Below are 17,468 nucleotides of genomic sequence, written 5' to 3' on the forward strand. Positions count from 1 at the left end.
CCCCGCCAATCGGCGGGGCTTTATTTTGCTACCAGTTCCTCCAGCGCCCCGACCAAGGCAGCTAGCCCCTGCTCCACCTTGTGGCGGGAGCAACCGACGTTCAAGCGGATAAAACCCCTGCCCTCGGGGCCATAGGTGTCGCCGCGCATAATGGCGACCCTGTATTTTTCCACCAGCAAGCGTTGCAGCACATCCATCCGCTCGGCCGAGTCGATACCGAGCCCGTTCAAATCAATCCAGGCGAGGTAGGTCCCCTCGGGCACCCGATAGTCGATGGCGGGGAAGGCGGCGTTGAGCCGCGCCGCCACCAGCGCCAGATTGCCGTGCAGATAGGTTTTCAGGGCATCGAGCCACGCATCCCCCTCCCGATAGGCGCTGATATGGGCCAACACCCCGAGAATGGGGGGAGACGAGAGGCCATGGGCAGCCTTGAGCTGCCGCAGATAATCCGCCCGCGCGCCCTCGTTGGGGATAAAGGCGTAGGCACCACCCAGCGCCGGAATGTTGAAGGATTTCGACCCCGAACTCACCAGTGCCCAGCCATCATCCAGGGTCACCTCGCTCCAGGGCAGATAGGAGGCAAAACTCATGTCCATATGGATGTCGTCCGAGATCACCCTGACCCCGTGGCGCTGGCAGATGTCCGCCATCCGGCCCAGCTCGTCGCGCGTCCAGACCCGCCCTGTGGGGTTGTGGGGGCTGCACAGCAGCAGGATGCGGCAATCGGGGCGGGCCGCCTGACGCTCGAAGCAGGCCCAGTCAATGTGATAGCTCCCCTCCCCCTTTGTCAGCGGACAAGGGAGCAACACCCGATCGTTGGCGCTGAGCATATTGCCAAAGGCGTCGTAAGCCGGGGTGTGCACCAGCACCCCCTCCCCCGGTTTGGACCAGAGGCTCACCAGCTGGGCGATGATGTAGATGACGGAAGGACCGTAGACCAGACTCTCGGGGTCGAGGCGTGCCCCGTAGCGGCGGGCGAACCAGCCGGTGACCGCCCCCTTGAAGTCGTCGTGGTTCCAGCGGCTGTAGCCGAAGACCCCGTGTTCGAGGCGCTTGGCCAGGGTCTGGCGAATGCAGGGGGCGGTCTCGATATCCATGTCGGAGATGGTGAAGGGGAGCAGGTCGGCGTGGCCAAAGCGGTCGGCCACATAGTCCCACTGGGTGCAGTAGGTGCCGTGGCGATCGACCTGGCGGTCAAAATCAAAGGGTTCAGTGTTGGACATCTCTTTTTCTCTCGCCAGCAAAGATACGAATGAACAAGGGGGCGTGACGCCCCCGGGGATTAAGGTAAAAGGCTGGCCGGATCAGGCCCCCATCAGGCTCTGCAGCTGGTTTTTCACCAGATGGACCTGGGGCCCTATCACCACTTGCAGGTTGTGCTCGTCGAGCTTGATCACCCCGATGGCGCCGTTGGCCTTGAGCAGCTTGTCATCGACCCGGCTCATGTCCTGCACCGACATGCGCAGGCGGGTGATGCAGTTATCCAGCGCCAGGATATTGTCGGCACCGCCCAGGGCATTGAGGATGATCTCGCCGTTGTAACCGCTGTTGCCTGCCTTCTTGCCGGTCGGCTGCGCGACGTCGCTGGTCTCGATCTCACGACCGGGCGTCTTGAGGTTAAAGCGCACGATGGCGAAGCGGAACACGCTGTAGTAGATGGCAAACCAGATCCCCGCTACCACGGGCACCAGATACCACTTGGTGGCGGTGCCCTGCAGCACACCGAACACCAGAAAATCGATGAGGTTGCCGTCGGTGTTGCCGATAGTGACGCCGAGCAGCCCCATGGTCATAAAGCCCAGGCCAGTCAGGATGGCGTGGATGAAATAGAGCACGGGTGCCACGAACAGGAACAGGAACTCCAGCGGCTCTGTGATCCCGCCGATGACGCAAGCCACCACGCCGGAGACCAGCAGCGCCTTGATCTTGCCGCGATTTTCCGGACGGGCGCAGTGATACATGGCAAGCGCCGCCCCCGGCAAACCGCCGAGGAAGGCCGGCATCTTGCCCTGGGAGAGGAAAGAGGTGGCCGAGACCGAGAACTGGGTGATATTGGCGCAGGAGAGCTCGGCATAGAAGATGTTGAGGGCGCCACTCACCTCGTTGCCGCACACAAGCTGAGTACCACCCGCTTCGGTAAAGCGAATGAGCGCCACCAGGATGTGGTGCAGACCCAGCGGCAACAGCAGACGCTCACCGGTACCGAACAGGAAGGGACCGAAGGGGCCGGCGTGGGAAATCAGCGCACCAATGCCGTTGATGCCGGCGGCGAACCAGGGCCAGACGAAGGGCACCACCAGACCGACGACACCCAGCACCAATGCGGTGATGATGGGCACGAAGCGGGCACCGCCGAAGAAGGCGAGCGCATCCGGCATCTTGTAGGTGTAAAAACGGGCGTGAAGCTTGGCGACGATCACCCCGACGATGATGGCCCCCAGAATACCGGTATCGATGGAGCTGATGCCTAGGATGGCTTTCACCCCGTAGGCCTTCTCCGCCGCGGCGTCACCGATGACGTTGGCGACCGTCAGGTAGAAGTTGATGGAGAGGTTGAGGGCCGCGTAACCAACGAAACCGGCAAAAGCCGCCACTCCTTTCTCCTCGCGCGCCAGCCCGAGAGGAATGGCGACGGCGAACATCACCGGCAAATAGATAAAGGCCACCAGCCCTACCTTGGTCATCCAGAGGAAGAGCAGTTGCAGCAGGGTGTTGTCGAGGAAGGGCATGCTCTGCTTGACCGCATCGCTGGTGAGCGAGCTGCCGACACCGAGCAGGATACCGGAGAAGGCCAGCAGGGCGACCGGCAGCATAAAGGTCTTGCCGAGGCTTTGCAGGAACTCCCATATCGTGGATTTGGCGGGTGACTTGGCCATGTGTCTGATCCTTGTAAGGTTAAGGGCACGCCCGATGTCGGTCACTGTCGCCGTTGTCCACTCCCTTGCTGGCAAGCAAGGGCGACAGCCCCCCATCAGGTTTTGCTGGATGATAAAACGTTTTATCACTTCGTAATTGCCAAGATGATCACAGAATGACCGAGCTGGCAGGATAGGCGTTGCGAAACTGTGAGCCAGATCGGCTCGAAGGTGATGTAACGTTTCACTCAGGCAGACGAGGGGGTATGCTGTGGCCTCGGTATCCATCTGCTGTCGCCCGTTCGCCTATGTCCCCCAAACCGCTCTTGTCGAAAAACCCCAAGATCACCGACGTTGCCCAGCTGGCGGGAGTCTCGGTCACCACCGTCTCCATGGTGCTGCGGGGCAAGGGGCGCATCTCCCCCGCCACCACAGAGCGGGTGCAGCAGGCGATCAAGCAGCTCGACTATGTGCCCAACAGCGCTGCCGCCAACCTGCGCAGCCAGCAATCCAACCTGGTGGGACTGATCTTGCGGGACATCACGGATCCCTTCTATACCGAGGTCACTGCCGGGGTGAGCGAGGTGCTGGAGCAGCAGGGATATCTGCTGTTTCTGACCCAGTGCGGCCACAGTCCGGAGCGGTTGCAGCAGAGCATCCAGTCCCTGTCGCGCCAAGGGGTAGCGGGCATCATCTTCAATCCGGTGCGCGGCGCGGCCGCCAAAACCATGGAGGCACTGCTCGACTCCGAGCTGCCCGTGGTGTGCGCCGCCCGCTCCTATTATCGCGATGACGTGGACTTTATCGGCCCGGACAACACCCATGCCGCCCAGCAGGCCACCACCTACCTCATCGATCAGGGCCACCGCCATATCGCCTATGTGGGGGGGCGGGCTGACTCGCTGACCCGCGCCGAGCGGATCGGCGGCTACTGCGCCAGCCTGCTGCAATACGGCCTGCCCTTCAAACCCGAGTGGGTGCTCGAATGCGATCGCACCCAGCGCAGCGCCGCCGACACCATAGCCCAGCTGCTGCACCAGCATCCCAAGGTGACGGCCATTCTGTGCCACTATCCGGAGGTGGCCCTCGGCGGCATCTACGGGGTGGAGGCCAGCGGTCGCACCGTGGGCAAGGACAACTACATCGGCCAGCAGGTAGCCCTGCTCGGCTTTGACGACGTGGCGGAGGCCGAGCTCACCGCCCCCGCCCTCACCTTCGTCAGCTCTCCGGCCCGGGAGATAGGCCGCCAGGCCGCCCTGCGCCTGCTGACCCGGATGCAGCAACCCGAGCTCGCCCCCAATCGCCATATCATCACCCCCAATCTGCAGAAGCGGGAATCGGCGTAAATCACCGGGAGCGAGCGAGACAAAGCCCCGCCCTCTCGTTTCGACCTGATACGCCGGTAATGCCATCCCAAACAAGGGGTTAGGGCTGCTTGCTCACATACAGAGCCCACACCCTGAACAAAAAAGAGGCGTTATTGGCGATCTTTTTCTAGACGACCGGTCTAGTAACCACTACCATGCCGCCATGACCGACAGATACCAAGACACGCGCCAGCATCTGCTCGACACTGGCCGCACCATACTGACCACCCACGGCTTCAACGCCATGGGGTTGAGCTTTTTGCTGCAAGAGGCCGGGGTGCCCAAGGGCTCCTTCTACCACTACTTCAAGTCAAAAGAGCAGTTTGGCGAAGCCCTGCTCAGTCACTACATCGACAGCTATCTGGTGGAGATGGAGGCATTGCTCGGTGGCCAGGACAAACCGGGACGCGAACGCCTGCTACGCTACTTTGCCCACTGGAAAGGGAGCTGTTGCGACTGCCTGGTCGTCAAGCTGAGCGCCGAGGTGGCGGATCTCTCCGACACTATGCGCCTCATCCTGAAGACCGGTACAGACAGGGTCGTGCGGCGCCTCGCGCTGGCCATCGAAGAGGCCATCGCCGATGGCAGCCTGAGTCACAGAGCGACCCAGCCGCTGGCGACCAACCTCTACCAGCTCTGGCTGGGGGCGGCCCTGCTTGGCAAACTGGATCGAGAGGGGCAACAGCTGGAACACGCCTACACCATGACGCTCCAGCTGCTGGCCCCATGAATAAACAGGCCCGATAGATGTCGGGCTTTTTTGGCAATCGCCACTAGACGACCGGTCTAATTTTACAAAAAGAAGGCGCTCACCATGTCATAAGGATGACGCCTTCCCGACTCGCGCCGTTGTGGGCAAACCAGCTGCGCAATGGCACTGACACTCAGTAATGTGAGGAAATACCATGAACCAGAGCCAAACCGAAAACCGCCAGATGACCCTGGCCGCACGCCCAGTCGGCACCCCGGGTGCCGAACACTTCGCCCTCAAAACCACCCCAGTCCCGAGCATAGCGGAGGGGCAACTGCTGCTCAGAACCGTCTACCTGAGCCTCGACCCCTATATGCGTGGTCGCATGAGCGATGCCGACTCCTACGCCGAACCCGTGGCCATTGGTGACGTCATGGTGGGCGGCACCATCAACCGGGTCGTCACCTCCCGCCACCCCGACTATCAGGAAGGGGACTGGGTCCTGAGCTACGGGGTGGGCTGGCAGGATTACGGCGTCTCCGACGGCAGCTTCCTGTTCAAGCTGGATCCCGCACAGGCCCCCGTCAGCCACGCCCTCGGCGTGCTCGGCATGCCGGGCTTCACCGCTTTTATGGGGCTGATGGATATCGGCCAGCCCAAGGCCGGTGAAACCCTGGTGGTCGCCGCCGCGACCGGCCCGGTCGGCGCGACCGTCGCCCAGATCGGCAAGATCATGGGCTGCCGGGTCGTTGCCATCGCCGGATCCGACGAGAAATGCCAGGTGGCCCGCGAGGAGCTCGGCGCCGATGTTGCCCTGAACCACAAAGCGAGCGACTTCGAGCAGCAACTGGCCGCCGCCTGCCCGGATGGCATCGACATCTACTTCGAGAACGTCGGTGGCCGGGTGCTCAAGGCCGTGCTGCCCCTGCTCAATGCCAAAGCCCGCATCCCGCTGTGCGGCACCGTTTCCAACTACAACGCCAGCGCCCTGCCCCAGGGACCCGATCATCTGGACTGGGCCTGGTCCACCATCCTGACTAAGCGGGCCACCGTGAAAGGCTTCATCATTTTCGATGACTACGGCCATCGTTATGGCGAGTTCGCCGAGCAGATGGGCAAGTGGGTGAGTGAGGGCAAGATCCACTATCTGGAGCAGATTGTGGATGGTCTGGAGAACGCCCCCGAGGCGCTCAAGGGACTGCTGGAAGGCAAAAACTTCGGCAAGCTGGTCATTCGCGTCGGCCAGGACGAGCTGGCCTGATCACGACACACCAGCCATGACGGCAGCTGACACGGGAATGCAAATGTCCTCCCGGGAATTTGCCGCCGGCAGGTACAGTGCCCCTTAACGCTAAAAATCCGAAACCGCTTCAAGCAGTTTCGGATTTTTTATGCGGACCTGTGAGCCACCTTCCCCCGTTAACCCACGATTAGCGTCAAGGTGTGACAGTGACCAAGGATTAATCAGGGTTTGTCTGTTTGGCGTGCTATGGCTTTATAGTATCTTGACAAAGCCCTCCCTACTCAAAGGTGTCCCATGAACACACCGCGCTGCACACTGTCTTTACCGATATTTATCCCAAGCCTCTTGTTTATCATCACCCTGCTGGCGGTCTGCTCGCTGGCGCCGGAGGCGGCTGCCCGCTTCTTTGGCGACGGCCAGAGCTGGATTGCCCAGCACTTCAGCTGGTTCTACGTGCTGGTGGTCGGCATGTTCCTGATCCTGCTGCTGGTGCTCGCCTTCAGCCACTACGGCAACATCCGCCTCGGGCCGGACGACGCGCGCCCCGAGTTCAGCTTCACCTCCTGGCTCGCCATGCTGTTTGCCGCCGGCATGGGCATAGGTCTCATGTACTTCGGGGTGGGCGAACCCATGACCCACTTCGTCTCGCCGCCCCAGGCGGCGCCCCTCACCCCGGCCGCCGCCCGCGAAGCCATGGTGACCACCTTCTTTCACTGGGGCTTTCACGCCTGGGCCATCTACGCCATCGTCGGCCTGGTGCTGGCCTACTTCGGCTTTCGCTACAACCTGCCGCTGACTATCCGCTCCGGCCTCTACCCCATCTTCAAGGAGCGGATCCGCGGGCCGCTCGGCCACGCCGTGGACATCTTCGCCCTGGTGGGCACCATCTTCGGTATCGCCACCACCCTGGGATACGGGGTGCTGCAGCTCTCGGCGGGGATCACCCGGCTCACCGGCATCGACACCTCGGGGGAGCTGTTTCGCTTCGGCCTCATCGGCGCCGTCATTGCCCTGGCCGCCCTGTCGGCGGTCACCGGCCTCGACAAGGGGGTCAAGCGCCTCTCCGAGCTGAATCTCTTCCTCGCCATCGTGCTTTTGCTGTTCGTGCTGCTGGCCGGCCCCACCCAGTACCTGCTCGGGGCCCTGTCCGAGAACATCGGCAACTATGTCTCGTCCCTGACCCAGCTCACCTTCCGCACCTTTACCTACAGCGAAACCAGCCAGGCGGGCTGGTTCGGCAACTGGACCCTGCTCTACTGGGCCTGGTGGATCTCCTGGTCTCCCTTCGTCGGCCTCTTTATCGCCCGCATCTCCCGCGGGCGCACCCTGCGTGAGTTCATCCTCGGCGTCCTGTTCGTGCCCACCGCCTTCAACCTGCTGTGGATGACGGTGTTCGGCAACGCCGCCATCTGGGTCAGCCAGCGCGCCGGGGGGCAGACCCTGACCAGCTCGGTCGGCAACGTTGACACCCTCTTGTTCAACTTCTTTGACCTCTTGCCGGGATCCGACATCACCTCGGCGCTGGCGGTGATCCTCATCAGCGTCTTTTTCGTCACCTCCGCCGACTCGGGGGCCTTCGTCATCGACAACATCGCCACCCAGGGCAAGGAGCGCTCCCCGATCTGGCAGCGCCTGTTCTGGGCCGTGCTGCTCGGTATCACCGCCGGTACCCTGATGGCCACCGGTGGGCTGGCGGCGCTGCAGTCCATGACGCTGATCGCCGCCCTGCCGTTTGCCATCATCATGGTGCTGCTCTGCCTGGGCCTCTGGCGCGGGCTGGTCGCCGACAGGGAGCACTCGGCGCGCCGCCTCTCCCCCGCCACCGATTTTTGGAACGGCAAGCAGTGGCGTACCCGCATGGATCACCTGCTTCGCCCCTCCACCGAGGCCGATGCTCACACCTTCCTGCGTGATACAGCCCTGCCTGCATTGACCGCCTTGTGTCGCGAGTTCGAGGCGCGCGGCCTCGCCAGCCGGGTGGTGCAGGAAGATGCGGATCAGTGCCACCTGCTGGTGCCCCAGGAAGGGCGGCGCGACTTCTGCTACGGGGTGCGCATCGAGGCCCGCCCCGCCCCCGCCTTCAACCCGCTGGAGGCGGCCCACAACCATGACCCGGACGCCCGCATCTTCGAGCCCATCACCTACTTTGCCGACGGCCGCGCAGGCTACGACATCCAGTACCTGACCCGCGACGAGCTGAGCGCCGATGTCTTGCGCCAGTACGAGCGCTACCTGGTGCTGAGTCAGGATGAGGGGCTGGATCTGCTAAGCGGCGCACCAGAACACACTCCGCCAGAATCCGGGGCCTGATCCTCGCGCCCCGCAGGTTGGCAAGGAGCGGCCTATCGTCTCCTTGCCAACCTCACCACCGGGGCGAGAGCCGCAATGCCATGATCATCAGCGCAAGCAGAAGAACTGATATCCCGGCCTTTTATACCCCCTGGTTGATGAACCGGATAAGGGCCGGTTTTTTACTCACCCGCAATCCATTCAATGCCCACCAAATCACCCGGGTGTCGCTGCATCCGGATGAGATCGATGCCATCGTATTCTGGACCCGGCAGCCAGCCATGCTGATGCACCACCTGGATGAACTCGATGCCCTCGGCCATCGCTACTATTTTCAATACACCCTGACCGGCTACCCCAAAGCCCTGGAGAGCCGGGTTCCCAGACCCCATAACGCCATCAAGACCTTTTGTGAGTTATCAGACAGAATTGGCCCCCACAAAGTCATCTGGCGCTACGACCCCATACTGCTGTGCAACCTGGTCGATCTGGCCGAGCACAAGCGGCTCTTTTACAAGATTGCGTCGCTCCTGGCCGGCAAGACCCACAGGGTCGTCATCAGCTTTGCCGACCTTTACAAGAAGACAGAGAAGAACCTGCGCGCGGTCGAGAACCTTGTCTTTCACGACCTGCTGGATAACAACCTGGACAACCATGATGCGCTGGATGAGCTGGCAACCTTTATGGCGCAGACCGCCGCCCGTTTCGGCATGACCATAGAAACCTGTGCCGAAACTATCGACCTCACCCATCTCGGCATAACCCATGGCAAGTGTATCGATAATGAGTTGATCCACACCCTGTTCAACCGCTGGGTCGACGGCAAAAAAGATCCCGGCCAACGCGAGGCCTGTGGCTGCGTCAAGAGCATCGATATCGGCGCCTACAATACCTGTCTGCATGGCTGTGCCTACTGTTACGCCACCTACAGCCAGGAATCGGTTATCAAGCACAAACAACGCCATGATCCCCGGAGCCCCTTTCTGATTGGCGGGATAGAGGGGGTTGATAGGCAATATCTGGTGGCAGAGCCGGTGCAGAGGACGCTGTTTTAATCTCTCGCAGACCAAGCCGGAGTCGCTGGTCGGATCGATACATGTTTCCCATCACCAAGGCTTTTGCGTGGCAGGCATCAAGTCATCTGCGGGCCACTATCCAATGCCAATCTCCATACAGCGATAGAGCTTCCTATTTACAGCCCTGCCCTTGTCCCCTTTTACCAACCAGCCGCCACTCGCCCCTGACTATCGGCATCGAGTGGCTACCCAGGCCGCGCCCCATACCAAATGTTGAGCTGGCGCATAAAACGCAGATCTTATTGACGGTTACGTCACTTTCTGACTGGTTTGTCAGCATAGCCAGGACATATGATGGCCATTCGGTGCCTATTGAACGGTGATGGGTTACTGCCCTCACTGGTCACTGGAGCATATTGGAAGCTGTAATCCACGGGCGGTAGCGTGGTTTTGGCAAGCGATAGACGCAATTTGTAGGTTGGTGCTGAGCGCAGCGAAGCCCAACAATCGCGCCCTCTGTCGATTGGTGCCACACACTGCGAAACCGAACAAATTGGATGCATCACCCCGATATGGGATAAGGAGGGCCATGCGCTATCGCCGAGCCATTGCCAGCGGCGCATGCTGGTTCTTCACCGTCAATCTGGCCGACCGGAAGCAAGATCTGCTGATACGCCATATCGACCTGCTGCGCGAGGTGATCCGCCACGTCAAACAGCATCATCCCTTCGAGATCATTGCCATGGTGGTGATGCCGGATCACCTCCATGCCATTTGGCAACTACCACCGGATGACAGTGACTATCCCCTGCGCTGGTCTCTGATCAAGGCAGGATTTTCACGAAAGCTCGCCAAAACAGAGCGGATACGGGAAAACCGACTCAGAAAACGGGAACGCGGTATCTGGCAACGCCGCTATTGGAAACATCTGATCCAGGACGACAAGGATCTGCAAGCCCATGTCGATTACATCCACTTCAATCCGGTCAAACATGGCTATTGTGCCAAACCGGTCGATTGGCCTTATTCCTCCATCCATCGCCATATTGCCGCAGGATGGATTAACCAGAATTGGGCCATTGATAGTGACTCGGGTCTGGAATAATTGGTTTGGGATATTTTGTAGGTTGGCGCTGAGCGCAGCGAAGCCCAACAAATCAGAGATATGATTCCCAAAATACGATTGGAATCATGACAATATAAAATCAACAACCTAATTTAGCTTTCTTGGTAAACGTTGGGCTTCAATTCGTGTAGGTTGGTGCTGAGCACAGCGAAGCCCAACAAATGGGAGAGATGATTCCCAATATACGATAGGAATTATGGCAATAGAAAATCAACAATCGAATTTAGCTTTCTCGGTAAACGTTGGGCTTCACTTCGTTCAGCACCAACCTACATATGTTAGCCCAACATACGCGATGCCTTCCTTCCCCCTGCCCGCCCCCGATCCACCAAGAGACGAGAGGCTAGATTGGTGAGCTGGCGCAAAAATTCAGCGCTTGTCGACAGTTGCGTCAATTTTCGACTGGTTTTCGTATGAAGCTTGAGGCTATGCTGGCCATTCGGCGCCTACAGCACCATCCGGGCCCCGCCCGCGGGTCCATGAAGCGCATTGGAAGCTGTAATCCAGGGGCGGTAGCACGAGTTTTACACGGCAACATATGTATGTCGGTATCGAATATAGCGATCACCAAAAGATGCGAATAACCATTTCCAATGCATGAGAAAAACTTAAAATACTTAATCAACATTAGTTTTCACTGAAGGCTAAAAAATGGTTACTTTAATAATTAAAGTTGAGAGTTGTGTATATGAATATTGATAGTATGGATTTTCCAGATTTAGACCTATTGGGTGCTAGCCATCAAATAATGACACCAACTTTCGGCCAGTTTAGAGCAGATTACAATATCAGTGACCTAGTTGATAATTTTAACTTTGAAGATTCTCTTATAAAAATAGTGGGCCTACTATATGAGGAAGAGCTTCATAGCAATCTTGTAACTACAGAAACTATGATTCATCAGCTTTTCCTATCACAACATGGCCAGAAAGTGATGACTGATGTCGATATAAGCCAATTATTTAATGGCATTCATTCTACATATATTGGCTCATGGGAAGATCCAGCTGAAGACACGATGGTTGGTGTAATAAAGTCAGCTAAAGGCTCATATATGTTCCTCAATGGGCTATGGGAAAGCTCCAATTTTTACACACAAATATTTATCGACCTGATAGACGAAATGCCAGATATCAATCCGTTTCTTGGTATAAAGAGAGCAGTAAGGGCAATACTTACCTTATCTAACGAATCAATTAATAGGAAAAGATTGAAGCGTTATCAAAAAGGTAGTGATTATCCAAAATCTGAATGGGACTTTCATTCTTATACATCTAATGCAAATTTTAATATAGCCACTTTTTCCTTAGAAGACCTAACTGACTTGGGCGTAGATAAGAATGACCTCAATCCATTTGTTATTGACAATCCAAATCTCATTGCACTACCTAATGAGGCTTTTGGAAGTTCATCGTTGGAACGTAAGCCTATTTACAGGGCGCAAGATGGTACATATATCTTAGCTTTACCAACGGCAATAAGTGTTGCAATTCGCTTCTTTGTAATCGAACAGATAAATAGTCTTGGATTATTAGATAAGCTACTGCATCTTATGCAAGTAAAATATGTTAGTTTATTTGGTGAAAAATCATGCCTATTAGGAAAAATAAAAGACACCCCCTTTATACCATTCAGAGACTCCAATGGGATTACTGTCGGGGCAGATGCATTGGTTGGCATTGATCCTCATAGGTACGTGCATTTTTTATTGTTTTTTGATGATTTTTTTGACTATCAAAAAGGGCTCGTTAATGGCACATCTCAATCAAACATTGATCTGAAAAATGCCATTACAGAAAGAATTAAGAAGGCGTATAGATTTTCTTCAAAAATAGACGGTTTTAAGAGTGGCCTTAGCATTATTATCGGCTGTGGTTGGGGACGCGCAGTTATGATATCGTTTGAATGCGAACCAGAATCTAGTAACTGGCGTTTAGAATTCGTTCCCGCACCTGACTTCGATACATTCAATCGCATCCCTAGTATGGATCCATTTTCTTTCTGGCGATTGATTGAAGCTAAACACCGTGTTATTGAAGCAGGTATCCACACCCAAAATATAAATGGCTTACTCAATCTATATGGATGGGCTAAAGAGAATGATTTTAACATTATCCCTCATTCAGCATTTGATGAAAATTTTGGAAAATCACCATTATTATTCATGATGATCACACAAAACGCCCTATTAGATGTTCGTTGGGAAGTGCAAAATGAGGAAGATGCACATAAAACTTTCAATCCATATGGTGAATTTGTTTCTGTTAGAAGATTGAATTCGAGCAGTTACTTTAAAGAAGATCGTTTCAAACCAATTTATGCATCAATAGATGACGTTGAAAATGGTCAGTTACTTGGTCTAATTGAAGGTAATTTATGTTCATGGTGGTGTATTCCTTCATGCTATGAAAACCAGAATAGAGATCTTTTATATAGATTGTGGGGTTGCGTCTGTAATTGGATATACAGGTCTGATTTAGCTTTATTTGAACTTGGCTACTCTTCATCACACGATAAAGTTTTTTTAACGATTGATTTTGAAGATATTGACATCCCATCTCACGTGCCGCACGCACTTGACCCTGAAAGCCTAAGTACGTTAATAAAGTATTCTACATCCGTAGAAAACGGAATTTTACACATAAACTGTAAATTTTTGAAAAACTATTTACATGCATTTCATCGAGCAGATAACATTGCCGAAAAAACTATTATAAAGTCATTGCTTACGGCTTTTATCAAAGAGTCCGTCACATGTAATAATCATGAAAAGATAGTTGAAACTGTTCTAAATCATGTTTTTACAGATAACTATGGTAAAGAAGTGCATATGCTCACTGCACAGTCTTTTCTTGATTACGTTAAATTTAGCCTACCAAAACCATTAGTATTAGACCGATTTGATGATGCCACCATTAAGATCGGCTTAGCATGGAAATCTAACTCTCATACCGAACCCTGTCATATCTATGGAAAAACTGAATGCACACAATATTTACAAGACTTAACTTTAAATCTATGGAAGGAGATTCAGTCCTATTTAAAATCTTTTAATAAAAAAGAGTTAATTATTTTTTTGCTTAAAAACCATGCTGCTGTAGATGCAGACATTACGTATTGGCAGCGAACTTTCAAAGCTATGTTAGGACTTCATAATGATAAAAACGAGGTCTATTCAGTCGCACTGAATCGGATTGCATCAAATAACTCTGTACTGACAGGGTCTAGAATTCTTATTGAAATGGCTATCTGTGAATCCTTAGACAAAGGAGGAAATGTTCCAAATAAGCTGGATATAACCAAGCTCATAACTTTTGCAACAGCTATTTTCCAATATGGAAATCTATCAGATGCAATAATGTATGAGTTGGTTAAACCCCTACTAAGGCTTTCCACTTATGGAGATGTACAATTCGACCACACTGCATATGATACTGTAGTAGCTCCTTACGGTAAATCCGTTCAAACAGTGATGATGAACCATGCCTCAGGAAAGTATGATGATCATTTCTCTGAGCCTAAAATACATGAAAAAGTTGATGGCCTACTAGGTCAAGAGTTCGAATCTGCTTGGTGTGAAGAATTTGGAATATCTATCGATGAAGCCAGAAAGATTTTAGATATATTTGAAGATATCGGGATTGAAAAAAATAAAGCTGTCTATGAAATATCCTACTCAGAACTATTTTATCGTTCGAATACTCACGGTGTACCTAGTCAAGTGTTAGAATCCTTTCTAAACCGATTTACCCTACCACAAAGACCTGGCTGGATGAAACTATCTTCAGAGTTCCGTGTTAGCGATATATCTCCATGGAGATATCGACGTAGATTGTCGTTAACAGCAAGGCCATTAATTGTTCTTGGCGATGACATCATTGTTTCACCAAGTTTAATACGAAAAGGTATTTTATATTGCTTATCAAATTCATTTGATGCAACTTTAGATGGTTCTTTTTTCAACACAATCGCGATGAAAAAATGGATTGGAGAACAAAGAAATAAATCAGGACACCGATTCAACCATGAAGCCGCTGATAAGTTTCGTAGCTTTGGCTGGGAAGTTGAAGCGGATGTAAAAATCAGTAAGATTCTTAAAACAAGAACTGAGAAAGACTTTGGAGATGTTGATGTTCTGGCATGGCACCCCTCCAAAAAGATTGTCTACCTAGTTGAATGTAAAGATTTAGAATTTTCCAAAACTGAAGGTGAAATAGCCAAGCAAATATATGAGTTTCGTGGTGTTATAAAATCAGATGGTAAACCTGACCGTCTAAGAAAGCATATAGATCGATTTCATATTTTGGACAAACACATTGACAAACTAATGAATTACTTGAATCTCGAATCTATAAGTGAATTGAAGGTGATGCTATTATTTAGGCAAACTGTTCCTCTTTCCCACGATAACTCAAGTAGTGAGATACCGGTTACAGTTCAATTTTTTAATGAACTAACTGTCTAATAGATGATGATTTTTCTTTCAAAACAATTTAGCTAAGTCGTAAGCAATAAAACATACAGCTTATAAAGATGGATTCATGATGCTTTATAAACCACTGTGAAATGTATAAATACTGAAAATAAAAAACCCGCTAGCGGGTTTTTTATTTTGTATCAGTGAAGTCGTAGCAAAGGCGCTCAAGCCAACAGAAAGGCTCTTAACCGGGCAAACTCTGCTGGCAAATTAACAGAGAGCAGCGGCAGCGCGGCGTGCTTGGCGAGCGGCCCGGGTAGTGGCACATCGAGATTCAGGATCTCGTCCACCGACTCCTTGAACTTGGCCGGATGGGCGGTGCAGAGGAAAATCCCCACTTCGTCCTCAGCCAGCTGCTCACCCAGCAGATCCCAGGCAATGGCACCGTGGGGCTCGCACAGGTAATCCTGCTGGTGCAGGCGCTGTAACGCATCGCGAGTCAGGGCGTCGTCACGCATGCCTGAGCCCAGGGTCTCCAGCGCCCAGCCCTTGCGGCGGCACAGCTCCTCTACTCGAGGCCAGTTGTTGGGGCGGCTCACGTCCATGGCGTTGGAAAGGGTCGCCACTGTCTGGTGCGGATCCCACTGGCCGGTTTTCAGGTAGCGCGGCACGGTATCGTTGGCGTTGGTGGCGGCGATAAAGCGCTTCACCGGCAGCCCCAGCGCCTTGGCGATAAGACCCGCGGTGAGGTTGCCAAAGTTGCCGGACGGCACGCTGATAACCGCCTTGGCGCGTTGAGCTTTGGGCAACTGAGCCACGGCTTCGAAGTAGTAGCAGACCTGGGCCAGCAAGCGGCTGATATTGATGGAGTTGGCGGAGTTCAGACCGATCGCCTTTTTCAGCTCCTCGTCATCGAAGGATTGCTTCACCAGCGCCTGACAGGCATCGAAGTCGCCGTCGATGGCGATGGTGCGGATGTTGCCCCCTAAGGTGCAGAACAGCGCCTCCTGCAGCGGGCTTATCTTGCCTTTGGGGTAGAGGATCACCACCTCGATCCCCTCCAGACCATAGAAGGCGTGGGCCACGGCGGCGCCGGTGTCGCCCGAGGTGGCGGTGAGTATGGTGATCTTGTCGTTGGTTCTAAAGGCCGCGAGGCACTGGGCCATAAAGCGGCCACCGAAGTCCTTGAACGCCAGGGTCGGGCCGTGGAACAGCTCCAGGGCATAGGTATTGTCTTTGAGTTTCACCAACGGCGCCGGGAAGGTGAAGGCGGCACTGACCAGCTCGTGTACCTTGGCCGCGGCCACTTCGTCCCCCAGCAGGTGGCTGAGGATGCGGGCGGAGCGCTCCACCAGCGGCAGATCCAGCAGGGCATCGACGTCCGCCAGCGGCTCGAGGGTTTCTGGAAAGAAGAGCCCCTGTTCGCGGCCCAGACCCTGACGCACCGCCTGGGCGAAGCTCACCTGTTCACTCTTGTCCTTGATATTGTAAAGATTCATAGCTCGCTTCCTGTTACCCGTGCCCCGGCCATATCGAGTTTGCAAACCCGGGCGAATCCATCTTCATTGCGCACGAAATGCGCTTCCATCCAATCCTTCATCCGCTCGGCCTGGGCCAGATCCTTCATCACCACAAACACGGTGGGACCTGAGCCCGAGATACCGGTGGCCAGGGCCCCGTTCTGGGCCGCCTGGGCCCGCACCTCGTTAAAGCCTTCGATCAGCGCCGCGCGGTAGGGCTCGGCAATCACGTCTTTCAAGACGCTGGCAGCCAACGGCTCCTGACCGGTGTAGCTGGCATGGACGAACGCAGCCAGGCGGCGGCCATAGGTGAGGCAGTCCTGACGACGATACTGGGCCGGCAGGATGGCGCGGGCGGCGGCGGTCGAGACGACGGTGCCCGGGTAGCAGACCACCCAGTACCATTCATCAAACACCGGGATGCCCTGGCTGATGACGCCGCCCTCCTCCACCACCAGCTGCATGCCACCGAGATAACAGGGGGCCACGTTGTCGTAGTGAACGGAGCCGGAGATCTTGCCCTCCATCTCCCCCATCAGCAACAGTAATTCGTGCTCGCTCAATGGGTTGCCGTGAAAGGCGTTGAGGCCCTCCAGCGCCGCCACCACGCTGCAGGCGCTGGAACCGAGGCCCGATCCCACCGGCAGGCTCTTCTCCAGCACCATCTCCAGCGGCAACATGATCTGACCGCGTTTTTCCAGCGCCTCGCCATAGGCGAGCCAGCAGTCATAGAGGATGTTCTTTTTCGGATCATCCGGCAGCTTGTGGGCATAGCGGCCCACCGCCGAGAGGGCAAACGGCACTTCTGCCGGTTTGACCTGGACCCTGTCCCCCAAAAGGGAACCATCAACGGGGGCGAGCGCCGCCCCCAACACATCGAATCCTACGCTCAGGTTGGCGCTGGAGGCCGGCGCATAGGCCACCACGCTCTCATTTCGCTTCAT

At 54.9% G+C, this 17,468-nt stretch carries 11 protein-coding genes; 7 read left to right on the forward strand and 4 right to left on the reverse strand.

The window, feature by feature from the left end; genetic code table 11:
* Window positions 1-20: 20 nt before the first annotated feature.
* Together BN1123_RS13665 and malX are read right to left on the reverse strand one after the other, a co-directional pair.
* Window positions 21-1,223: a MalY/PatB family protein gene (locus BN1123_RS13665; RefSeq protein ID WP_042027610.1), complete on the reverse strand. Its 1,203-nt coding sequence runs from the start codon at window positions 1,221-1,223 to the stop codon at window positions 21-23.
* A gap of 81 nt (window positions 1,224-1,304) precedes the next feature.
* Complete coding sequence (gene malX / locus BN1123_RS13670; RefSeq protein ID WP_042027611.1) at window positions 1,305-2,876, reverse strand: maltose/glucose-specific PTS transporter subunit IIBC; 1,572 nt, start codon at window positions 2,874-2,876, stop codon at window positions 1,305-1,307.
* A gap of 287 nt (window positions 2,877-3,163) precedes the next feature.
* Here malX and BN1123_RS13675 point away from each other — a divergent pair, with 287 nt between their 5' ends.
* From BN1123_RS13675 to BN1123_RS21455, 7 genes are all read left to right on the forward strand, one after another.
* Window positions 3,164-4,201, forward strand: coding sequence for a Mal regulon transcriptional regulator MalI (locus tag BN1123_RS13675; protein WP_042027613.1), 1,038 nt, complete (start codon window positions 3,164-3,166; stop codon window positions 4,199-4,201).
* Between the two features lie 184 nt (window positions 4,202-4,385).
* Complete coding sequence (locus BN1123_RS13680; protein WP_026457158.1) at window positions 4,386-4,952, forward strand: TetR/AcrR family transcriptional regulator; 567 nt, start codon at window positions 4,386-4,388, stop codon at window positions 4,950-4,952.
* A 175-nt stretch (window positions 4,953-5,127) separates the two neighbouring features.
* Complete coding sequence (locus BN1123_RS13685) at window positions 5,128-6,174, forward strand: NADP-dependent oxidoreductase (protein WP_042027614.1); 1,047 nt, start codon at window positions 5,128-5,130, stop codon at window positions 6,172-6,174.
* A gap of 276 nt (window positions 6,175-6,450) precedes the next feature.
* Window positions 6,451-8,466: a BCCT family transporter gene (locus tag BN1123_RS13690; protein ID WP_042027616.1), complete on the forward strand. Its 2,016-nt coding sequence runs from the start codon at window positions 6,451-6,453 to the stop codon at window positions 8,464-8,466.
* Between the two features lie 80 nt (window positions 8,467-8,546).
* A complete protein-coding gene (locus tag BN1123_RS13695; RefSeq protein ID WP_042027617.1) occupies window positions 8,547-9,500 on the forward strand; it encodes a DUF1848 domain-containing protein in 954 nt (317 codons plus the stop codon).
* Window positions 9,501-10,050: 550 nt separating this feature from the next.
* Window positions 10,051-10,566 carry an REP-associated tyrosine transposase gene (locus BN1123_RS13700; protein ID WP_042027618.1) on the forward strand — a complete coding sequence of 172 codons (516 nt, stop codon included), beginning with the start codon at window positions 10,051-10,053 and terminating at the stop codon, window positions 10,564-10,566.
* 709 nt (window positions 10,567-11,275) lie between these two features.
* Window positions 11,276-15,052: a hypothetical protein gene (locus BN1123_RS21455; protein WP_156130596.1), complete on the forward strand. Its 3,777-nt coding sequence runs from the start codon at window positions 11,276-11,278 to the stop codon at window positions 15,050-15,052.
* 176 nt (window positions 15,053-15,228) lie between these two features.
* Here the strand turns inward: BN1123_RS21455 and thrC are convergent, their stop codons facing one another.
* The gene (thrC, locus tag BN1123_RS13705) at window positions 15,229-16,503 is read right to left on the reverse strand and encodes a threonine synthase (RefSeq protein ID WP_042027619.1); all 1,275 of its coding nucleotides are present in this window, start codon (window positions 16,501-16,503) and stop codon (window positions 15,229-15,231) included.
* Window positions 16,500-17,468: a homoserine kinase gene (gene thrB / locus BN1123_RS13710; protein WP_371172360.1), complete on the reverse strand. Its 969-nt coding sequence runs from the start codon at window positions 17,466-17,468 to the stop codon at window positions 16,500-16,502. The genes thrC and thrB overlap by 4 nt, the downstream gene beginning before the upstream one ends.

Source organism: Aeromonas enteropelogenes, from assembly GCF_000819845.1.
GTDB lineage: Bacteria > Pseudomonadota > Gammaproteobacteria > Enterobacterales > Aeromonadaceae > Aeromonas > Aeromonas enteropelogenes.

Coding starts and splice junctions, on each gene's coding strand:
- BN1123_RS13665 (WP_042027610.1), bottom strand. CDS start 1,223: ATGTCCAACACTGAACCCTTTGATTTTGACCGCCAGGTCGATCGCCAC.
- malX (WP_042027611.1), bottom strand. CDS start 2,876: ATGGCCAAGTCACCCGCCAAATCCACGATATGGGAGTTCCTGCAAAGC.
- BN1123_RS13675 (WP_042027613.1), top strand. CDS start 3,164: ATGTCCCCCAAACCGCTCTTGTCGAAAAACCCCAAGATCACCGACGTT.
- BN1123_RS13680 (WP_026457158.1), top strand. CDS start 4,386: ATGACCGACAGATACCAAGACACGCGCCAGCATCTGCTCGACACTGGC.
- BN1123_RS13685 (WP_042027614.1), top strand. CDS start 5,128: ATGAACCAGAGCCAAACCGAAAACCGCCAGATGACCCTGGCCGCACGC.
- BN1123_RS13690 (WP_042027616.1), top strand. CDS start 6,451: ATGAACACACCGCGCTGCACACTGTCTTTACCGATATTTATCCCAAGC.
- BN1123_RS13695 (WP_042027617.1), top strand. CDS start 8,547: ATGATCATCAGCGCAAGCAGAAGAACTGATATCCCGGCCTTTTATACC.
- BN1123_RS13700 (WP_042027618.1), top strand. CDS start 10,051: ATGCGCTATCGCCGAGCCATTGCCAGCGGCGCATGCTGGTTCTTCACC.
- BN1123_RS21455 (WP_156130596.1), top strand. CDS start 11,276: ATGAATATTGATAGTATGGATTTTCCAGATTTAGACCTATTGGGTGCT.
- thrC (WP_042027619.1), bottom strand. CDS start 16,503: ATGAATCTTTACAATATCAAGGACAAGAGTGAACAGGTGAGCTTCGCC.
- thrB (WP_371172360.1), bottom strand. CDS start 17,468: ATGAAGCGAAATGAGAGCGTGGTGGCCTATGCGCCGGCCTCCAGCGCC.